This is a genomic window from Pseudomonas sp. GW460-12-10-14-TSB1, from assembly GCF_017349775.1.
GTDB lineage: Bacteria > Pseudomonadota > Gammaproteobacteria > Pseudomonadales > Pseudomonadaceae > Aquipseudomonas > Aquipseudomonas piscium.
In genome coordinates this window covers 1-21,549 of sequence record NZ_JACNAC010000081.1, presented here as the reverse complement: position 1 = coordinate 21,549, position 21,549 = coordinate 1, and the positions used below count along the sequence as shown (strand labels likewise).

Annotated in this window: 8 protein-coding genes; 2 read left to right on the top strand and 6 right to left on the bottom strand. The window is 64.2% G+C overall.

All coding sequences use genetic code 11. The features are described from left to right. The 4 genes from J4D52_RS28650 to J4D52_RS28635 all read right to left on the bottom strand — a co-directional run. Nucleotides 1-2,994, bottom strand: a 2,994-nt coding sequence (locus tag J4D52_RS28650; protein ID WP_207272197.1) for a hypothetical protein, incomplete at its 3' end; no start/stop codon positions are given. 308 nt (nt 2,995-3,302) lie between these two features. After that, the gene (locus J4D52_RS28645; RefSeq protein ID WP_102676934.1) at nt 3,303-6,131 is read right to left on the bottom strand and encodes a DUF5801 repeats-in-toxin domain-containing protein; all 2,829 of its coding nucleotides are present in this window, start codon (nt 6,129-6,131) and stop codon (nt 3,303-3,305) included. 272 nt (nt 6,132-6,403) lie between these two features. Next, nucleotides 6,404-11,011 (bottom strand): hypothetical protein, encoded by a 4,608-nt coding sequence (locus J4D52_RS28640; RefSeq protein ID WP_102676933.1) that lies wholly within the window; start codon nt 11,009-11,011, stop codon nt 6,404-6,406. A 172-nt stretch (nt 11,012-11,183) separates the two neighbouring features. Continuing rightward, nucleotides 11,184-11,648, bottom strand: coding sequence for a VOC family protein (locus J4D52_RS28635; protein WP_102676932.1), 465 nt, complete (start codon nt 11,646-11,648; stop codon nt 11,184-11,186). Nucleotides 11,649-11,807: 159 nt separating this feature from the next. Here J4D52_RS28635 and J4D52_RS28630 point away from each other — a divergent pair, with 159 nt between their 5' ends. Then, the gene (locus J4D52_RS28630; protein WP_256581526.1) at nt 11,808-12,833 is read left to right on the top strand and encodes a fimbrial protein; all 1,026 of its coding nucleotides are present in this window, start codon (nt 11,808-11,810) and stop codon (nt 12,831-12,833) included. 86 nt (nt 12,834-12,919) lie between these two features. On the opposite strand, the gene adeC is transcribed toward J4D52_RS28630, so the two are convergent. Together adeC and J4D52_RS28620 are read right to left on the bottom strand one after the other, a co-directional pair. Beyond that, nucleotides 12,920-14,353 (bottom strand): AdeC/AdeK/OprM family multidrug efflux complex outer membrane factor, encoded by a 1,434-nt coding sequence (adeC, locus tag J4D52_RS28625; RefSeq protein WP_102676930.1) that lies wholly within the window; start codon nt 14,351-14,353, stop codon nt 12,920-12,922. A 70-nt stretch (nt 14,354-14,423) separates the two neighbouring features. Next, a complete protein-coding gene (locus tag J4D52_RS28620) occupies nt 14,424-15,230 on the bottom strand; it encodes a helix-turn-helix transcriptional regulator (RefSeq protein ID WP_102676929.1) in 807 nt (268 codons plus the stop codon). A 684-nt stretch (nt 15,231-15,914) separates the two neighbouring features. Between J4D52_RS28620 and J4D52_RS28615 the strand changes: the two genes are divergently transcribed. After that, nucleotides 15,915-21,549, top strand: a 5,635-nt coding sequence (locus J4D52_RS28615; protein ID WP_207272196.1) for a non-ribosomal peptide synthetase, incomplete at its 3' end; no start/stop codon positions are given.

Here is a 21,549-nt window from a genome sequence, read left to right as displayed (position 1 = left end):
CCCGCCCGAACTCAGGGCTGGCAGGCCGCTGGTGTTACTCGACAGGGAATAGCTCAGCGGCACGTCGGCCCCGGACTGGAAGATCCCGGTCACGCTGCCATTGGCGGTGGTGGACTCACCGGCCACATCCCCGACACCCCCGGCGATGCCATTGGCCAGGCCGTCCTCATCGACGGTGCCGGCCTCGGCGGTGCCATTGGCGGTGGGCGTGTCGTCATCGACGGTAATCACCAGCTTCTCGGGCGCGGCGGTCACTGTGTCGCCGTCCTTGTCGGTGGCTTGCAGCAGGCTGCCCAGGTTGAGGGTGATGTCGTTTTCATCGTTGCCGGCTGGATGGTCCAGCGGTTGCAGCAAGGTGAAACTGTAGGCACCCGCGGCACTGAGGCTGAAGGTGAACACATCGACCGCGCCTGCCTTGGCGGTGAGGGTGTCGCCCAGCACGCTGTAGACCAATGCCACTCCGCCGGAACTCAGGGCCGGCAAGCCGCTGGTATCGCTCGACAGGGAGAAACTCAGCAGTCCATCGGCACCGGACTGGAAGATGCCCGTCACATTGCCGCTGGCCGTGGTGGCTTCACCCGTCACATCCCCGACACCCCCGGCAATACCATTGGCCAAACCGTCTTCATCGACGGTGCCGGCCTCGGCGGCTCCGGTTGCGGTGGGCGTGTCGTCATCGACGGTGATCACCAGCTTCTCGGGCGCAGCCGTCACCGTGTCGCCGTCCTTGTCGGTGGCCTGCAGCAGGCTACCCAGGTTGAGGGTGATGTCGTTTTCATCATTGCCCGCTGGATGATCCAGCGGTTGCAGCAGGCTGAAGCTATAGGCGCCCGCGGCGCTGAGGCTGAAGGTGAACACATCGACGGCGCCTGCCTTGGCGGTCAGGGTGTCGCCCAGCACGCTGTAGACCAGCGCCACTCCGCCCGAACTCAGGGCTGGCAGGCCGCTGGTATCGCTCGACAGGGCATAGCTCAGCGGTACGTCGGCCCCGGACTGGAAGATGCCCGTCACGTTGCCGCTGGCCGTCGTTGCTTCTCCAGCGACGTCGCCGACACCGCCGGCGATGCCATTGACCAGGCCGTCTTCATCGACGGTGCCGGCCTCGGCGGCTCCGGTTGCGGTGGGTGTGTCGTCATCGACGGTGATCACCAGCTTCTCGGGCGCAGCCGTCACTGTGTCGCCGTCCTTGTCGGTGGCTTGTAGCAACGAGCCCAGGTTGAGGGTGATGTCGTTTTCGTCATTACCGGCTGGGTGATCCAGCGGCTGCAGCAGGGTGAAGCTGTAGGCCCCCGCGGCGCTAAGGCTGAAGGTGAACACATCGACAGCGCCCGCCTTGGCGGTCAGGGTGTCGCCCACCACGCTGTAGACCAGCGCCACTCCGCCGGAGCTCAGGGCTGGCAAGCCGCTGGTATCACTCGACAAGCTATAGCTCAGCGGCACATCGACGCCGGACTGGAAGATCCCGGTAACGCTACCGCTGGCTACGGTGGCCACGCCGGCCACGTCGCCGACACCGCCGGCGATGCCATTGGCCAGGCCGTCTTCGTCGACGGTGCCGGCCTCAGCGGTTCCGGCCGCTGCCGGCCCATCGTCCTCGAAGATCATTTTCGAGCCGATTTCGGCGGTCGCGGTGGAGGCTTGGCGCAGGGTGAAACCACCGATGTCGAAGTCAGCGTGGGTATTGCCCTTGGCGTCCAGGGCTGCGCCGTTCTCGACCAGTACGCGGTTGTGGTCCGCGCTGGTGGTGTATTCGATCTTGTAGCCGGCTATGACGCCGGTGACAGTGGCCACGCCGCCATTAAAGCTGATGGCAATGGCCGCATTGTTCACCGACCCGTCCGAGTTTTCGATCACTTGCCCGGTGCTGTTGTCGATCACCAGAACATTGGTGATGGCCACCGACGCATCGTTGGCATAGCCGTTGACGAAGTTCGCGCCGCTTTCAACCGCGGTGCTGAAGGCACTTATTTTTACTACGGCACTCTTGCCGCCTTGCAGCTGCACGACATCGAAATTGGCCGTCTTCGCATCAAAGACCGCGGTGTAGTCGATATTGGCTTCGACGTCCGCTTCGTTCTGATCCAGGTTGGGCACGGTCACGTCCTGCCGGGCACCGGTGACGAAGGTAAAACGGATGCCTTCCTGTTCCGTGATCATCTGGTTGTTGGTGCCGAAGGTGGTCGGGCCACCGCCCTGGCTGGTGTTGATGGTGTCACCGGTGTTGATGTTGACGCCCGTCGATTCGTCGGCGGGGTCCTTGCCGGTGGCGATGATCGTCGGATCGCTGATCCGCAGGACCCCATTGTCATCGACCACCGTCGGGTTGGCCTTGGTGAACATCAGGAACAGGTTCTGCCCGGAAGGCGCATTGGTCAGGCTGAACTTCAGGTCCTGGCTGGCGCCGATAAACACCTTGTTCAGCAGGTTGAGGGCATCGTCCGGATTGCTCGCGTCCGGATGCTTGAGCGGTTGGTATTCCACGGTCCAGATCTTGCCACCCGACAGCGGCGACCCGGTTTCCTCGATATAGCCGGCGAACACGATGGCGCCGTCAGGGCCACCGGCCCGGCCGAGGACGATGTTGTTATTGTCCGTATCGGTATAGAGCAGGATGTCGATGCCATCGAGGGTATCCAGCCCGCTGTCCAGGCCGTCGAGCGGCGCGCCCAGGCTGTCGGTGAACTTGATATCGACATTGACCGCATCGGGCGACAGGTTGAGGGTGAAGGCATTGCTGCCGGTGTCGCCCACCGCACCGGTGTATCCACTCAAGGCGGCGTCCGTTGCGGTACCCACGCCAAGGGCGGTCAGCCGGGTGGCGAAGGCCGAGGGCAGGGCGGCCAGCAGGATGTCATTGTCGTCGGCGTCTCCTGCAGGGGCTGGTGTGGCGGTGGCGTTTTGCAACCCGCTGGTTTCGTCCAGCGCAACGTTGACGCCGGTCGCTACCACGATCGGGTCGCTCGTGAGGGATAGGTTTTCTTGCAGGGTGGTCATGACAATTCTCCTAGGCAGTTCCAGCCGTTGGGGCCGCACCCGGGCCCTCTGCTGGCAGATACCTCAACTATGGTGATGCGCCGGAGAATGCACATTGGCCGATACTCCCAGGTGGCCTGGGAGTTTCAGCCTACCTGGGAGGGGAAACGGGATGAGGCGAAGGCGCCGGCCCGTTGCGTGCTCTTCACGCCTGGTGCTGCTTGAGCGTTCGGCGCGGCAAGCATTGCAGCTACATCTCCTAGGGCGGCTGCAAAAAAAAGCGAGGGTGGTTTCCAGGCCACCCTCGCATGGGTTTGACGCGCGATGTTTCAGACGCTGGCCAGGACGATGTCGGTATTGAGCACATCGACCCCGAGCAGGGTGATGGTCGTCAGCTGTCCGCCGGTCTCGGCAATCGTCACGATGCTGTCGTTGCCGGCATTGTTGATCGATTGCACAGCGGCGCCCGCATCACCAATGAGCACCACCGCATCCCGTTGGCCTGCTCCCGCATCGAAGCCGCTGACCTGGTACTGGTTCTCGGCGACCGACAGGTCGATGTTGAAGGCATCCCGTTCACCCGTGGTACCCACCAGCCTGAAGTCGAAGGCCTGGTCGCTCAGGTCGTTGGCGAACAGGTTGGCGTCGAACGCGCTGGTTGCCGTGTCGCCATCCTTGTCCGTCACCGTCGCGTTGAATGACAGCTGGATATCGCTGGCCAGGCTCTGGATCTCCTTGATGAACTGGATCACCGGGACCTTGACCGTGCCCAGGCCCATCGTCAGCTGGACGGCGTCGATCAAGTGGCTGCCATCCCACTGGACGGTGAAGGAGGTCTGGTTTCCGGCTTCCGCGTGCAGGTCGGCGGCCTGCACCTTGATGGGGGCGCCCGAGGTTGTGCCGTTGTCGAAGTAGATCGTGTAGTACAGCTCTTCCGTGGCCGGGTTGTAGCCCTGTACCGAGTTGTCGATGAAGATCTTCATGCTCGTCAACAAGGTCTCGGGGTTGACCACGAAGCTCTCGTCACCGGCATTGATGCCGGCGGTGGTGTTGCCCTCCAGGTTGTTGTTGGCGACACCGATGCCCGAGGTACTGACGTTCATGGTCGCCGAGCCGATGAACGATGGCAGCGGGTTGGTTTGCAACTGCGCTTCGGTAGGGTCGGACGCCCCGAGCCCGATACCGGTCAGGATGCTGTTATCGCCGGTTTGCGGTGCCAGCGGATTGGCGGCGAAGAACACCACGTCTTCGCTGCCGATCAGCAGCGTGCGCACCGGGTCCGGACCACCGGCAGCCAGCGAGCCGTCGGCACTGCTGAGGACGATGGTCGAGCGGAAGCCTTCCTGCAGGTCCAGGGCATAGGTGCCGTTGGCATAGGCGCTCAAGGTGTAGTGAACGGTGGTGTTCGCGGTGGCCGCGTTGTTGTCGAAATCACCGGTCAGGGTCCCGGCGAACTGGTAGGCGCCATTGCCATCCGGTGAAGGTGACTGCTCGACCAGCGTACCGGTGCCGGTGGTGGTCGTGTTATCCGGCCGGACCAGGGTGAACTGGTTGTTCAGCAGCGAAATGTCCAGGCCGGTCAGCCCCAGCCCGTCGGCTCCGGCCGCCATGTTCCAGTAGCCTTGTTGCGCCAGGTCGGTTCCGGTACCGATCAGGTTGCCGAAGGCCAGGGTCGGTCCATCGTCCTCGAAGATCATGTGCGAGCCGATTTCGGCGGTCGTGGTAGAGGCTTGGCGCAGGGTAAAGCCACCGATGTCGAAGTCGGCGTGGGTATTGCCCTTGGCGTCCAGGGCCGCGCCGTTCTCGATCAGTACGCGGTTGTGGTCCGCGGTGGTGGTGTAGTCGATCTGGTAGCCGGCCTTGACGCCGGTGACGGTGGCCACTCCACCAGAGAAGCTGATGGCAATGCTCGGATCATTCACCGAACCGTCCGAGTTTTCGATCACCAGCCCGGTGGCGATGTTGATCACGCGAACATGGGTGATGGCCACCAACGTATCGTTGGCATAGCCATTGACGAAATTCGTGCCACTTTCAACCGCGGTGTTGAAGGCACTGATCTTGACCACGGCACTCTTGCCGCCTTGCAGCTGCACGACATCGAAATTGGCCGCCTTGGCATTGAACATCGCGGTGAAGTCGATGTTGGCTTCGAGATCGGCTTCGTTCTGATCCAGGTTGGGAATGGTCACGTCCTGCCTGGCGCCGGTGACGAAGGTAAAACGAATGCCTTCCTGTTCCGTGATCATCTGGCTGTTGGTGCCGAAGGTGGTCGGGCCACCCGCCTGGCTGGTGTTGATGGTGTCGCCGGTGTTGATGCTGGCGCCCGATGACTGGTCGGCGGGGTCTTTGCCGGTGGCGATGATCGTGGGGTCGGTGATCCGCAAGACTCCGCCGTCATCGACCACCGTCGGGTTGGCCTGGGTGAACATCAGGAACAGGTTCTGCCCGGAAGGCGCATTGGCCAGGCTGAACGTCAGGTCCTGGCTGGCGCCGATAAACACCTTGTTCAGCAGGTTGAGGGCATCGTCCGGGTTGCTCGCGTCCGGATGCTTGAGCGGCTGGTATTCCAGGGTCCAGATCTTGCCTCCCGATAGCGGTGACCCGGTTTCTTCGATATAGGCCGCGAACACGATCGCACCGTCAGGGCCTCCGGCGCGGCCCAGCAGGATGTTGTTGTTGCTATCGGTATAGAGAAGGATGCTGGTGCCATCGAGGGTGTCCAGGCCGCTGTCCAGGCCGTTGAGCGGCGCGCCCAGGCTGTCGGTGAAGCTGATATCGACATTGATCGCGCCGGGCGCCAGGTTGAGGGTGAAGGCATTGCTGCCGGTGTCGCCCACGGCGCCGGTATAACCGCTCAGGGCTGCATCCGTTGCGGTACCCGCGCCAAGGGCGGTCAACCGGGTGGCGAAGGCCGAGGGCAGGGCGGTCAGCAGGATGTCATTGTCGTCGGCATCCCCCGCAGGGGCTGGCGTGGCCGTGGCGTTCTGCAACCCGGCGGTTTCGTCCAGGGCAACGTTGACCCCGGTCGCCACCACGATCGGAGCGCCATCCGCGAGGGCGGTGATAGTCAGTGTGTCGTTGCTGGAGAAGGCGGGGTACAGATCGGCAGGGGTATCAGTGCTCAGGTCGTTCGTGGGGGATTGGGGTGTGGTCATGACATGCTCCTCGGCGGTTCCAGTCAGTGGGGCCGCACCCGGGCCCTCTGCTGGCAGATACCTCAACTATGGTGATGCGCCGGAGAATGCACATTGGCCGATACTCCTGGACCCTCTGGGAGTTTCAGACTATTTGCGAGGGGGATGGGCTGAGGCGAAGGCGCCGGTCCATTGCGTGCTCTTCACGCCTGGTGCTGCTTGAGCGTTCGGCGCGGCAAAAAAAACGAGGGCGGTTTCCAGGCCACCCTCGTTTTGGTTTGACGCGCCAGGTTTCAGACGCTGCTCAGGACAATGTCGGTATTGAGCAGATCGACCCCGAGCAGGGTGATGGTCGTCAGCTGTCCGCCGGTCTCGGCAATCGTCACGATGCTGTCGTTGCCGGCATTGTTGATCGACTGCACAGTGGCGCCCGGGTCACCAACGAGTACCACCGCATCCCGTTGGCCTGCTCCGGCATCGAAGCCGCTGACCTGGTACAGGTTCTCGGCGACCGACAGATCGATGTTGAAGGCATCCCGTTCACCGGCGGTGCCCACCAGCCTGAAGTCGAAGGTCTGGTCGCTCGGGTCGTTGGCGAACAGGTTGGCGTCGAACGCGCTCGTCGCCGTATCACCATCCTTGTCCGTCACCGTCGCGTTGAACGCCAGCTGGATATCGCTGGCCAGGCTCTGGATCTCCTTGATGAACTGGATCACCGGGACCTTGACCGTGCCTTTGCCCATGATGAGCTGGACCGCGTCGATCAAGTGGCTGCCATCCCACTGGACGGTGAAGGAGGTCTGGTTTCCGGCTTCCGCATGCAGATCGGCGGCCTGCACCTTGATGGGCGCGCCCGAGGTCGTGCCATTGTCGTAGTAGGCCGTGTAGTACAGCTCTTCGGTAGCCGGGTCGTAGCCCCCCACGGAGTTGTCGATGAAGATCTTCATGCTGGTCAACAAGGTTTCGGGGTTGACCACAAAGCTCTCGTCACCGGCATTGATGCCGGCCGTAGTATTGCCCTCCAGGTTGTTGTTGGCGACACCGATGCCCGAGGTACTGACGTTCATGGTCGATGAGCCGATGAACGATGGCAGCGGGTTGGTCTGCAGTTGCGCTTCGGTAGGGTCGGGCGCCCCGAGCCCGATACCGGTCAGGATGCTGTTATCGCCGGTTTGCGGCGCCAGCGGATTGGCGGCGAAGAACACCACATCTTCGCTGCCGATCATCAGCGTGCGCACCGGGTCCGGACCGCCGGCAGCCAGCGAGCCGTCGGCACTGCTGAGGACGATGGTCGAGCGGAAGCCTTCCTGCAGGTCCAGGGCATAGGTGCCATTGGCTTTGGCGGTCAGGGTGTAGTGGACGGTGGTGTTCGCGGTGGTCGCGTTGTTGTCGAAATCACCGGTCAAGGTTCCCGCGAATTGATAGGCGCCATTGGCGTCCGGTGACGGCGACTGCTCGACCAGCGTGCCGGTGCCGGTGGTGGTCGTGTTATCCGGCCGGACCAGGGTGAACTGGTTGTTCACCAGCGAGATGTCCAGGCCGGCCGCATTCAGCCCGTCGGCGCCAGACCCTATGCTCCAGTAGCCTTGTTGCGCCAGGTCGGTCCCGGTGCCGATCAGGTTGCCGAAGGCCAGGGTCGGCGTATCGTCATCGACCGTGATCACCAGCTTCTCGGCCGCGGCCGTCACCGTGTCGCCGTCCTTGTCGGTGGCTTGCAGCAGCGTGCCAAGGTTGATCGTGATGTCGTTCTCGTCGTTGCCCGCCGCGTGATCCAGCGGCTGCAGCAGGGTGAAGGCATAGGCCCCCACGGCACTAAGGCTGAAGGTGAACACATTGACTGCGCCAGCCTTGGCCGTCAGGGTGTCGCCCGCAACGCTGTAGGCCAGTGCCACCCCGCCCGAACTCAGGGCTGGCAGGCCGCTGGTGTTACTCGACAGGGAATAGCTCAGCGGTACATCGGCACCGGACTGGAAGACCCCGGTCACGCTGCCGCTGGCCACGGTGGCTACGCCGGCCACATCACCGATACCACCGGCAATGCCATTGGCCAGGCCGTCCTCGTCGACGGTGCCGGCCACGGCGGTTCCGGTCGCGGTTGGCGTGTCGTCATCGACGGTAATCACCAGTTTCTCGGCCGCGGCCGTCACCGTGTCGCCGTCCTTGTCGGTGGCCTGCAGCAGCGTGCCGAGGTTGAGGGTGATGTCGTTTTCGTTATTGCCTGCGGGGTGATCCAGCGGCTTGAGCAGGGCGAAGTTGTAGGCCCCCGCGGCGCTGAGGCTGAAGGTGAACACATCGACGGCGCCCGCCTTGGCGGTCAGGGTGTCGCCCAGGACGCTGTACACCAGTGCCACCCCGCCCGAGCTCAGGGCTGGCAGACCGCTGGTATTACTCGACAGGGAATAGCTCAGTGGCACGTCGGCCCCGGACTGGAAGATCCCGGTGACGCTGCCGCTGGCCGTGGTGGCTTCGCCAGCCACGTCGCCGACGCCACCGGCGATGCCATTGGCCAGGCCGTCTTCATCGACGGTGCCGGCTTCGGCGGTCCCGGTTGCCGTTGGCGTATCGTCATCGACGATGATCACCAGCTTCTCGGCCGTAGCCGTCACCGTGTCTCCGTCGCTGTCGGTGGCCCGCAGCAACGAGCCCAGGTTGATGCTGATGTCGTTCTCGTTATTGCCGGCCGGGTGATCCAGCGGCTTGAGCAGGGTAAAGCTGTAGGCACCCGCGGCGCTGAGGCTGAAGGTGAACACATCGACGGCGCCCGCCTTGGCGGTGAGGGTGTCGCCCAGGACACTGTAGACCAGCGCCACTCCGCCGGAGCTCAGCGCCGGCAGGCCGCTGGTGTCACTCAACAAGACATAGCTCAGCGGTACGTCGGCCCCGGACTGGAAGATTCCGGTGACGCTGCCGCTGGCCACCGTGGCTTCGCCGGCCACGTCGCCGACACCACCGGCGATGCCATTGGCCAGGCCGTCTTCGTCGACGGTGCCGGTCACGGCGGTTCCGGTCGCGGTGGGCGTGTCGTCATCGACGGTGATCACCAGTTTCTCGGCCGTAGCCGTCACGGTGTCGCCGTCCTTGTCGGCGGCTTGCAGCAGGCTACCGAGGTTGATGGTGATGTCGTTCTCGTCGTTGCCCGTCGCATGATCCAGCGGCTTGAGCAGGGTAAAGCTATAGGCGCCTGCCGTGCTGAGGCTGAAGGTGAACACATCGACGGCGCCCGCCTTGGCGGTCAGGGTGTTGCCGGCCACGCTGTAGACCAGGGCCACTCCGCCCGAACTCAATGCCGGCAGGCCGCTGGTATCGCTCGACAAGCTATAGCTCAGTGGCACATCGACACCGGACTGGAAGATCCCGGTGACGCTGCCGCTGGCCACGGTGGCCACGCCGGCCACGTCGCCGACGCCGCCAGCCACGCCGCTGGCCAGGCCGTCTTCATCGACGGTACCGGTCACGGCGGTTCCGGCCGCTGCCGGTCCATCGTCCTCGAAGATCATGTGCGAGCCGATTTCCGCGGTCGTGGTGGAGGCTTGGCGCAGGGTGAAACCACCGATATCGAAATCGGCGTGGGTATTGCCCTTGGCATCCAGGGCCGCGCCGTTCTCGATCAGTACGCGGTTGTGGTTCGCGGTGGTGGTGTATTCGATCTTGTAGCCGGCCTTGACGCCGGTGACGGTGGCCACGCCGCCCGCGAAGTTGATGGCAATGCTCGGATCATTCGCCGAGCCGTCGGAATTCTCGATCACCAGCCCGGTGGCGTTGTTGATCACGCGAACATTGGTGATGCCCACCACCGTATCGCCGGCATAGCCGTCGACGAAATCCTCCCCAGATTCAGCCGCGGTATTGAAGGCACTGATCTTGACCACGGCACTCTTGCCGCCTTGCAGCTGCACGATATCGAAATTGGCCGCCTTGGCATTGAACATCGCGGTGAAGTCGATGTTGTCTTCCTCATCGGCTTCGTTCTGGTCCAGGTTGGGAATGGTCATGTCCTGCCGGGCGCCGGTGACGAAGGTAAAACGAATGCCTTCCTGTTCCGTGATCATCTGGCTGTTGGTGCCGAAGGTGGTCGGGCCACCCGCCTGGCTGGTGTTGATGGTGTCGCCGGTGCTGATGTTGACGCCCGTCGACTGGTTGGCGGGGTCCTTGCCGGTGGCGATGATCGTCGGATCGGTGATCCGCAGGATCCCATTGTCATCGACCACCGTCGGGTTGGCCTTGGTGAACATCAGGAACAGGTTCTGCCCGGAAGGCGCATTGGCCAGGCTGAATGTCAGGTCCTGGCTGGCGGCGACGAACACTTTATTCAGCAGGTTGAGGGCATCGTCCGGGTTGCTGGCGTCCGGATGCTTGAAGGGTTGGTATTCCACGGTCCAGATCTTGCCGCCCGACAGCGGTGACCCGGTTTCCTCGATATAGCCGGCGAACACGATCGCACCGTCAGGGCCACCGGCCCGGCCGAGGACGATGTTGTTGTTGCTATCGGTATAGAGAAGGATGTCGATGCCATCGAGGGTGTCCAGCCCGCTGTCCAGGCCATCGAGCGGCGCGCCCAGGCCGTCGGTGAAGCTGACATCGATATTGGTCGCACCGGGCGCCGGGTTGAGGGTGAAGGCATTGCTACCGGTGTCGCCCACGGCACCGGTATAACCACTCAGGGCCGCGCCCGTTGCGGTACCCGCGCCAAGGGCGCTCAACCGGGCAGCGAAGGCCGAGGGCAGGGCCGTCAGCAGGATGTCATTGTCGTTGGCGTCTTCCGCTGGGGCTGAGGTGGCGGCGTTCTGCAACCCGGTCGTTTCGTCCAGGGCGACGTTGACGCCGGTCGCTACCACGAGTGGATCGCCAATCGCCAGGATGGTAATGGCGTCAGTGGTCAGGTTTTCTTGAAGGGTGGTCATGACATGCTCCTAGGCAGTTCTAGTTGATGGGGCCGGACCATGGCCCTTTGCTGGCAGATGTCACAACTATGGGGATGCGTCGCAGGCAGCACATTGGCCGATACTCCTAGGCCGTCTGGGAGTTTCAGCCTATGCGGCAGGGGGAAATGGGAGAGCGCTGGCGCCTGTTGCCTTATCGGTCCTCGGCGAATGCTTCCTCGATGAAGGCCTCCAGCTCCGTCTCTTCAAGCAGCTCGATGGAAAAATGCCCGAAGCGTTTCGGCAACCAGAGGATGCGGGTCCCGCTGGGCGACTGGAGATTGTCGCGCGACAAGGGTTTGCCGTTCTCGTCTTCCGGCTGCACACCCACGGCCAGCAACTCGTCGTAGGCGGCCTCGATGTCCGGGGTGCAATAGCAGTGACGGTAGATCGTGCCTTCGCCGTTGCTGTCCATCAGCGCCTTGAGATTGCCGCTGAAGGGTTGCACCAGCATCAGGCGCTCCGTGCCGAACATGACGATTGCATAACGCACATGCAGACCGTCGCGCTGCCAATCCAGGGTCTTGGAAATCCTCGCGCTGAAGACCCGGGCGTAATACGCACAGGCTTGCTCGAGGTCTTTGACCAGAACATCCACGTGGCTGAACTTCAATTTCATGATCTCTCCTGACGAAAAAGGCAGCAGGGGTGCTGCACCGATTTTGAGAATCCTCTGATTCATCCCTTGCAGTGGCCCTGCGTAGACTGCCGCCCCTACGCCGATTCCCACCAAGGGAAGCTGCACCGCCAATCTGCACTCGGATCGAGGAGAAACGTTTTGAAAACGCTACGACAGGTGGGGCTGCTTGCACTGACCTTGGGGGGCATCGTGGGAACTTCCGCTGACGCAGCGGATTATTGCGGCACGCCTGACTATGGCTCACCGAACAATCCGTCGATCATTGCCAGTCTTCCAGCCATTACAACTTTGAAGTACGCCCCCATTGGCGGGGTAATGGCGTCCTACCAAGTAACAGTCGGACGCCGTTCTGGAGGATGGGCATGGTGCACCAAGTCCCAATGGGGATTGGCCGAAGTTGTGACCAGCCTTGTATCAAGAGGCAGTCCAGGACTTTACGACTCTGGTGTGCCTGGGGTCGGCATTCGCATTGGGCACCTTGCCACCTCTAACTGGTCCAGCCCCAGTTTTCCACCTTTTACCTATACCGGGTTAAGTTCGGCCACCCTCTTTTTTTTCGATAGATTGAGCATAGAGTTTGTGCGTACAGATATCGGGGTTGGAAAGGGCGATATACCTTCCTTCAACTACAAGACCAGTTTTTTTATCGACACCAGCTACACCACGCCGAGGCGAGCGGTTTATCCCATCGAAGGAACGAGCCTTAAAACCAAGCTTGAACATAATGCCTTCTTCAGTACCTGCTACACCCCCAAGAGCAGTACCGAGGTCAATATGGGGCGTCCCGCGGCAGAGCAAGTAAAACGCGGGTCGGTCCAGGACTTTCCATTCGCCCTGGATGTGGTTTGCAACGGCCTCAATCCCACGGTCAAGCCACCGGTGAAGGTCTATTTCGAGGGCAACTCCGTTCGGGATGGCTTGTTGAATCTGAACGGTGTCGGCCAGCCTGGCGTGGCCAAAGGCGTTGCCATCTCACTGTCCAACGACAAGAACGTGGCACTGCCATTCAGCAAAGCCAAGGCCGTAGCCCTGGATTGGCAAGCCAGCGGTCCCGGCACCGAGATGTACCGCTTTGCCGCAAAGGCGCGCTATGTCCCCACAGGTACAGAAGTCGCCGCCGGCAAGGCCGATGCAACGCTGACCTATGTACTGGAATACAACTGAGCGCGTTTCCCGCCCCGGAACGCACGAAAAAGCCACTCGCCGGAGTGGCTTTTTTGTGCCCGGGCTGCCTGGCCTGCACGCCGTTGTCAGGGCGTGCGCAGTGCCAGCGCCGGGTTCGACTCCGCCTTCCAGGACCCGCCCAGCGCTGTGTACAGGTTGACCTCGGCGATCAGCTGCGCCAGCCGGTCATTGATCAGCCCCTGTTGCGCGCTGAACAGCGAGCGTTGCGCGTCGAGGAACACCAGGTTGCTGTCGACGCCGGTGCGGTAGCGGTGTTCCGCCATCCGGTAATAGTCCTGGGTGGCTTCTACCAGGCTGCGCTGGGCGTCGAGCTGATCGCTGTAGGTCTGGCGCGCGGCGAGGCCGTCGGCGACTTCCTGGAAGGCGGTCTGGATCGACTTTTCGTACTGCGCGACGCTGATGTCCTTCTGCAGCTTCGCGTAGTCGAGGCTGGCCCGCAGGCTGCCGGCATTGAAGATCGGCAGGTTGATCTGCGGCTGGAAGGCCCAGCTGCCGGAGCCGCCCTTGAACAGTCCGGCCAGTTCCAGGCTGGAGGTGCCGGCGTTGGCGGTCAGGCTGACGCTGGGGAAGAAGGCGGCGCGCGCCGCGCCGATATTGGCATTGGCGGCCTTGAGCTGGTATTCGGCCTGGAGGATGTCGGGACGGCGTTGCAGCAGGTCCGAGGGCAACCCGGCCGGAACCTGGGCAATCAGGTCGCTGGCCAGCGGCCGCGCCGGCAGCGAGTCGGCGACCTGGGTGCCCACCAGCAGGGTCAGGTTGTTCAGGTCCTGGGCCACCTGGCGCTGGTAGCGGGCCAGGTTGGCGCGGGCGGTTTCGACGCTGGTCCGGGCCTGGCTCACATCCAGGGCCGAGACCTTGCCGGCCTCGGCACTGCGGCTGGTCAGGCGCAGGCTTTCCTCATCGGCGACCAGGGTCTTGGCGGTCAGCGCCAGCAGTTCCTGGTCGGCGCGCCAGGTCAGGTAGGCGCCGGCGACGTTCGCCACCAGGCTGAGCTGGGCGCTGCGCCGGGCTTGCTCGGTGGCCAGGTAGCTCATCAGGGTCTGTTCGGTGAGGCTGCGCACCCGGCCGAAGAAGTCCAGTTCATAGGCGCTGACCCCCAGGGTGACCGAATAGGACGACTTGATCAGCGACTTGCCGGTGCCGGTCACGTCCCCCGGCACGCGCTGGCGTGAGCCGGCGCCGGTGGCGGACACTGCGGGAAACAGGTCGGCGCGCTGGATCCGGTACTGGGCCTGGAAGGCTTCCACATTCAAGGCCGCGACCCGCAGGTCGCGGTTGTTGATCAGGGCGCTACGGATCAGCGTCTGCAGCTCAGGGTCATGGAACAGGCTGTGCCAGTCCGCTCCTTGTTCTGCAAATGCCGTGGCTTGAGTGGCATAAGCCGGGCCCTGCGGGTACTGGGAGCTAACCGGCGCCGCGGGCTGCCGGTAGTCCGGTATCAGCGAGCAACCGCCCAGCACCAAAACAAGGCTCACCAGGGACAGCGGGGACTTACTCATTGAACAGCCTCATCTACAAAAGCCGCGGCGGCGTCGCCCCGGGCGGGTTGAAAAGCGGGCAGGGCGCCGCTCAGGCGCCGACCATCCATTTCGCCAGGCCGTGCCGGCCGCTGACCCCGAGCTTGGCGGCGGCGCGCTTGAGGTAGGTTTCCACCGAGCTGTTCTTGACGCTCAGCCGCTCGGCCATTTCCGGCACCGTGCCGCCGGTCAGCAGGCCCAGGCAGACCTCTTTCTCCCGCGCCGACAAGGTGATGTCGCCCAGGCACAGCCGCTCGTTGAATTCCCGTTGCAGCGGCGATTGCTCGACCGCCGCCAGCGGTCTGCCGGGCGCGAGGCCGAGGTTTTTCTGGCAGGCCTGGCGGTTGATCTGGGCATGGCGCTCCACCAGCGGCAGCAGGGTTTGCGAGAGGCTCTTGAGAAACGACAGCTCGGCCAGGGAAAACAGCCGTTGCGCAGGGGGGCGCAGGAAGGTGATGACACAGCGGCGATTGGCTTTGCGTGACACCAGATGGCACTGGTGGGAGAGGTAACGCGGGTGTTTGCTGGAGGTCTGGGCGTTCATCTGGATCAGCAGCGAGTCGTTCATCTCGATCATCTTTTCCAGCAGCGGATGATCGTCCTGGTACTGCGAGGGCTGGGTCGGCGGCAGTGCTTCCTCGAGCCCGGCACTGCCCAGCGGCTTGATCTCGAGAATGCTCGCCTGGCGTTCGTCGAGGGACCATTGGGCGAGTTCGACCCGCTGCACAGGCACCAGCTTGTCCACCAGGTGCAGCATCTTCGCCGCAAACAGCCCATGGCCGGTGCTGGAAATCAGCTCCCCCAATTCGTTGTAGAAATGCGCACTGTCTATGTTGCGAATACTGCTGGTCAGACTCATATCCCTATCATCCCTGATGTAGACAGATCGTCGAACGGTTGGCGTCGGCGGCCACCACCCGTCCTTGCAACGAATGTCCGTGGCCGAGATTTTTCATTTAATCCCGCGGGTTTACCCAGCGTCTGTAGCTGAAAGCGGGGACACAAGCTGCCATAAAGTCCGCGTTGTTAATTTGACGAATTTTGCCCCAAAGGGCGGTTTTGCCAGAGGCGTGGATGATCGGGTTTTTAAGATAGTTCTTTGATATTCATAGGATTTATCTGATCGGACGGTACTTTCTACCCTGGGCGCCGTCCGGAACCTGTGGTGGATGTCCTACACGCTTTTAAGCCTTTGAATCGAGAATTATTAGCTAGTACGTGCGCGCAGACCGGTCCCCGAGCTGGCGGGAAGTCAATTTTCGACTACCCATTCATCCCGGCTCGAGCCGCTCGGTCGCGGGCTGGGCTGTCCGGGTTTCAGGTGACAGACAGGTCGCCAGGGCGCTGGTTAAATCCGTGGATGCCTCCGATACCAGGCGCTGCCGGGCTCTGCTCAGGGCATGCCTCAGGGTATGGACACTTCACATGAGAAGGATCTTATGAAGCTTTTTTCCGTAGCCGCCCCAGGTGCGTTTGTCGCGATCGAGAACCCTTGCCGCCAGCCCGGACGTGCTATGGCTGTGTGTGTCCGGGAGGGCCGGCCATGAGCCCGACCAAGCTTGAGTCACAAGCCTTTGCCCTGACCGCCGCCCAGCGCGATATCTGGCTCGACCAGCTGAGCCGGGGCGATTCGCCGCTGTACAACATCGGCGGTTACGTCGAGCTTGCCGGGCCTTTCAGCGCCGAGCTGATACAGCAGGCCATCGAGCTGCTGGTGCGCAAGCACGATGCCCTGCGCACCGTGCTGCTGCCCGACGCCGGCAGCGACGGCCTGCCTTTGCAGCGCTTCGTCCAGGCCATGCCGGTCGAGGTGCCGCTGGAGGACCTGAGCGCCCACCCCGAGCCGCTGGCGGCCGCCCAGGCCTTGATCCGGCAACGCATGGAACAGCCGTACCGCTTCGATGGCGGCCCGCTGTTCCGGTTTTTCCTGGTCCGCCTGGATGCCCGCCATCACCTGCTGGGCACCCAGGCCCACCACCTGATTCTCGACGGCTGGGGCTTTGGCCAGATGCTGCAATCCCTGGGCGGGATCTACAGCGCGCTGCAGACCGGACGCCGCCCAGAGCTGTCGGCGCCGTCCTATGTCGAGTTCATTCGCGACGATGCGCGCTACCACGACTCGCCGCGTTACCTGCGCGACCGGGCGTACTGGCAGGACAAGTACCGCACGCTGCCCGAGCCGCTGCTGATGCCGCGGTATCGCGAGCGTTTCGCCAGGGAGGCCGCGGCTGCCGGCGACACTCCGAGCAACAATTTGCTGCAGCCGTTCCCCACGCATTTGCACGAGCGCATGAAACAGTGGGCGAAAACCTGCCAGGCCTCGGCATTCCACGTGCTGCTGGCGGCCCTGTACGTCTATTTCACCCGCACCTTGCAGCGCGACGAGTGGGTAGTGGGGTTGCCGATTCTCAACCGTTCCAATGCCCGCTTCAAAAACACCCTGGGGCTGTTCACCCAGGTCAGCGCGGTGCGTTTCCGCTTCAGCCAGGACCTGCCGTTCGGCGAGCTGGTGCGAGCGGTGCGCGATGTGCTCAAGCAGGATTTCCGCCACCAGCGCTTCCCGCTGAGCGAGATGAACCGCTCCCTCGGCCTGCTGCGCGAGGACCGCGGGCAACTGTTCGACCTGTCGCTGTCCTACGAGCAGGACGACCACGATTACCGCTACGGCGAGGCGCTGGGGCATTCGGTCAAGGTCTGCAACGGGCACGAGCCGCTGCCCCTGGCCATCCACCTGCGCAGCAACAGCTACAACGACAAGGCGTGGATGCATTACCTCTACAACGAGGCGTATTTCCAGGGCGGGGAAATCGAAGCCCTGGCCGAACGCCTGGTGCATGTGCTGGAGCAGGGGCTGGCCGACACCCGCCTGTCGATCGCCGAGTTCTCGCTGCTCAGCGCCCGCGACACGGCCCGGTTGCAGGAGTGGAACGCCAGCGGCCGGGCGCCGGCCTGCACCCAGCCGTTGCACGCCCACATCGAAGCCCAGGCGCAAGCGCGGCCACAGGCATTGGCGGCGGTCTGCCTGGGGCAGTCGCTGACCTATGCCGAGTTGAACCGACGGGCCAACGCTTTGGCCCATCACCTGCGGTCGCTGGGCGTGCAGCCCGATGACCGAGTGGCCATAGTCGCCCGCCGTGGCCTCGACACCCTGGTCGGCCTGCTGGCGATCCTCAAGGCCGGGGCCGCCTATGTGCCGATCGACCCGGCCCACCCGGCCGAACGCCTGAACTATCTGCTGGAGGACAGCGCGCCGCTGGCGGTGCTGACCCAGGCTGAATTGCTGGCGCGCCTGCCGACCCTGAGCGTGCCGGTGATCGATCTTGGCTCGGACGACTGGCGGGAGCAGCCGCAGACCAATCCGCAGGTCCCCGGGCTGACCCCGGCGCACCTGGCTTATGTGATCTACACCTCCGGTTCCACCGGTTTGCCCAAGGGGGTGATGGTCGAGCACCGCACCCTGGCCAACCTGGTGGACTGGCACTGTTCGGCCTTCGACCTGGGGCCGGGCGGCCAGACCAGCAGCCTCGCCGGTTTCGGTTTCGACGCCATGGCCTGGGAAGTCTGGCCGGCCCTTTGCAGCGGCGCGACCCTGCACCTGCCGCCGCCCCACGACGGCAACGAAGACATCGAGGCGCTGCTCGACTGGTGGCGTGCCCAGCCGCTGGACGTGAGTTTTCTGCCGACCCCGGTGGCCGAGTACGCCTTCAACCAGCGCCGGGGCCATCCGACCCTGCGTACCTTGCTGATTGGCGGCGATCGCCTGCGCCAGTTCGCCGAGGACCCGGGGTTTGCCGTGATCAACAACTACGGCCCCACCGAAGCCACGGTGGTCGCCACCTCCGGGCGGGTCGCGGTCGGCCAGGGCCTGCATATCGGCCGCCCCATCGACTACACCCGGGTCTATCTGCTGGACGAGCAGCGGCGCCCGGTGCCGGTGGGCGTGGCGGGGGAGCTGTATGTGGCCGGCGCCGGGGTGGCGCGGGGGTACCTGAACCGTCCCGAACTGACCGCCGAACGTTTCCTCGATGATCCCTTCAGTGATGAACCTGTCATTGAAGGGCAGCGCGCACGCATGTACCGCACCGGCGACCTGGCGCGCTGGCTGGCGGACGGCAGCCTCGAGTACCTGGGGCGCAACGACGACCAGGTGAAGATCCGCGGCATGCGCATCGAACTGGGGGAGATCGAAAGCGCCCTGGCCGCTGTGGGCGGCGTGCAAGAGGCGGTGGTCCAGGCCCGCGACGGGCGCCTGCTGGCGTACTTCACTGAACAGTCCGGCCCGCAGCAGCCACTGGAAATCAACCAGCTGCATGCCCAGCTGCAAAGCCATTTGCCGGACTACATGCTGCCCGCGGCCTATGTGCGGCTGGCGGCGCTGCCGCTGACCGCCAATGGCAAGCTCGACCGCCGGGCCTTGCCGGTGCCGGGGCAGGAAGCCTTTATCAGCCGTGGCTACGAGGCGCCCCAGGGCGCGGTGGAAACCCGGCTGGCAGAGATCTGGGCGGCACTGCTGCAGGTCGAGCGGGTGGGGCGCCAGGATCATTTCTTCGAGCTGGGCGGGCATTCGCTGCTGGCAGTGACCCTGGTGGAGCGCATGCGCCAGGCCGGGTTGCAGGCCGATGTGCGGGTGCTGTTCGACCAGCCGACCCTGGCCAGCCTGGCGGCGGCGGTGGGCGACACCCGGGAGGTCGAGGTGCCGGCCAACCGCGTTGTCCCGGACTGCCTGCGAATCACCCCGGACATGCTGGTGCTGGCGCAACTGGACCCGTCGAGCATCGAGCGCATAGTCACTACGGTGCCCGGCGGCGTGGCCAATGTGCAGGAGATCTACCCCCTGGCGCCGTTGCAGGAAGGGCTGCTCTATCACCATATGACCGAGGCGCGCGATCCTTACCAGCAGCACGCGATGTTCGCTTTCGACAGCCTGCAGCGCCTGGATGCCTTTGCCCAGGCCCTGCAACAGGTGATCGCGCGGCACGACATCCTGCGCACTAGCCTGGTCTGGGAAGGGCTGGAGCAACCCATGCAGGTGGTCTGGCGCCAGGCCCGGCTGCAACTCGAGGAAGTGCTGCCGGACCCGGAGGGCGGCGATATCGCCGAGCAGTTGCGCGAGCGCCTGGACCCAGGCCTGCGTCCGCTGGACCTGGGGCGGGCGCCGATGATGGCCCTGGCCTACAGCGAAGACCCGCGGAACCGGCGCTGGGTCGGCATGCTGCGCTTCCATCATCTGGTCAACGACGCCACCTCCACCGGCGTGCTGCTGGAGGAAATCCACGCCCATCTGCAGGGCCGGGCCGAGCAGTTGCCGGAGGCGGTGCCCTATCGCCGTTATGTGGCGCAGACCCGCCTGGGCAGTCGCGACGAGGAACACCAAGCCTTCTTCCGCGAGTGGCTGGCGGACGTCGACGAGCCGAGCCTGGCCTTCGGCCGGCTGGAGCGCAAGACCGCGGGCGACGAGCATGAAAAAGTCGAATGCCAGTTGACTCCGACCCTGGCCCGACGCCTGCGCGGCCAGGCCCGGGCCGAGGGGGTGAGCGCGGCGAGCGTCTTCCACCTGGCCTGGGCCCTGGTCCTAGGGCGCCTGTGCGGGCGCGAGGATGTGGTGTTCGGCACGGTGCTGCTGGGGCGCCTGCAGGCTGGCGCCGGGGCGGATCGGGCCCTGGGCATGTTTATCAACACCTTGCCGCTGCGCCTCGACCTGGCCGGGCAGACTGCGGCGGATGCCGTTCGCGAAACCCACAGGCGCTTGAGCGCCTTGCTCGCCCACGAACACGCGCCACTGGCACTGGCCCAGCGCTGCAGTGGCGTGGCCGCGCCGACGCCGCTGTTCAACAGCCTGCTCAATTACCGTCATGGGCAGGCTGCGGATGGGCAGGACTTACTGGGCGATTTGCCGGGCATCCAACTGCTCGGCAGCGAAGACATCCTCAGCTACCCCCTGATGCTGTCGGTGGACGACCTGGACGAGGGTTTCAAACTGAGCGCCATGGCGCCCCGCAGCCTGGGGCCGCAGCGCCTGCTGGACACCCTGCAAACCGTGCTCGACGGCCTGGTGCAGGCCCTGGAGCAATCGCCACAGACCGTGCTGCGCCAGCTGCCGGTATTGCCGCCGGCCCAGCTGCACCAGTTGCTGGTGGAGCTCAATGCCACCGAAGTGGATTACCCCCGCGAGCAGACCCTGCACGGGCTGTTCGAGGCACAGGTACGCCGCACGCGGGACGCCGTGGCCTTGCAGTTCGAGAATCAACAGTTGACCTATGCCCAGCTCAACCAGCGCGCCAATCAGCTGGCCCATCATCTGCGCGAACTCGGCGTGCAGCCCGATACCCGGGTCGGCATCTGCGTCGAGCGCAGCCTGGAGCTGGTGATCGGCCTGCTGGGGATTCTCAAGGCCGGCGGCGCCTATGTGCCGCTGGACCCGGGTTATCCGCAGGAACGCATCCACTACATGCTGCAGGACAGCGCGCCGCTGGCGGTGCTGGTGCACGGCGCGACCCGCGAGTTGCTGGCCGGGGTGGCGGCCGAGCTGATCGACTTCGACCGCTGCACCTGGCAACAGCAACCCGCGGACGACCCGCTGGTCCCTGGACTGAATGTCACGCACCTGGCCTATGTGATCTACACCTCCGGCTCCACCGGCCTGCCCAAGGGCGTGATGATCGAGCACCGCGGCCTCGGCAACCTGATGCACTGGGGCTCGCAGATCTGCCCGGATGCGCAGCAGGGGGCGTTGTTGCAGCGCGCGCCGTTCAGCTTCGACGGTTCGGTCTGGGAGCTGTTCTGGCCTTTGACCAATGGCATGCGCCTGGTCCTGGCGCGGCCTGACGGCCACCGCGAGCCGGCGTACCTGGCGCAGACCATCCGCGAGCAGGGCATTACGGTGATCAAGTTCGTCCCGGCGCTGCTCCAGCAGTTCCTCGAACTCGACGAAGTCAGCCAGTGCAGCAGCCTGACCGACGTGTTCAGCGGGGGCGGCGAACTCACCGCGGCCATCGCCCGGCGCTTCCAGCAGCTGTTGCCACAGGCGCGGCTGCACAACGTCTATGGCCCTACCGAAGCCACGGTGGACAGCACTGCCTGGACCCTCGAACCCGGGGCGCCGGTGCCGGATATCCAACTGCCAATCGGCCGGCCCATCGGCAACACCCGCCTGTACGTGCTGGACGATCACGACCGGC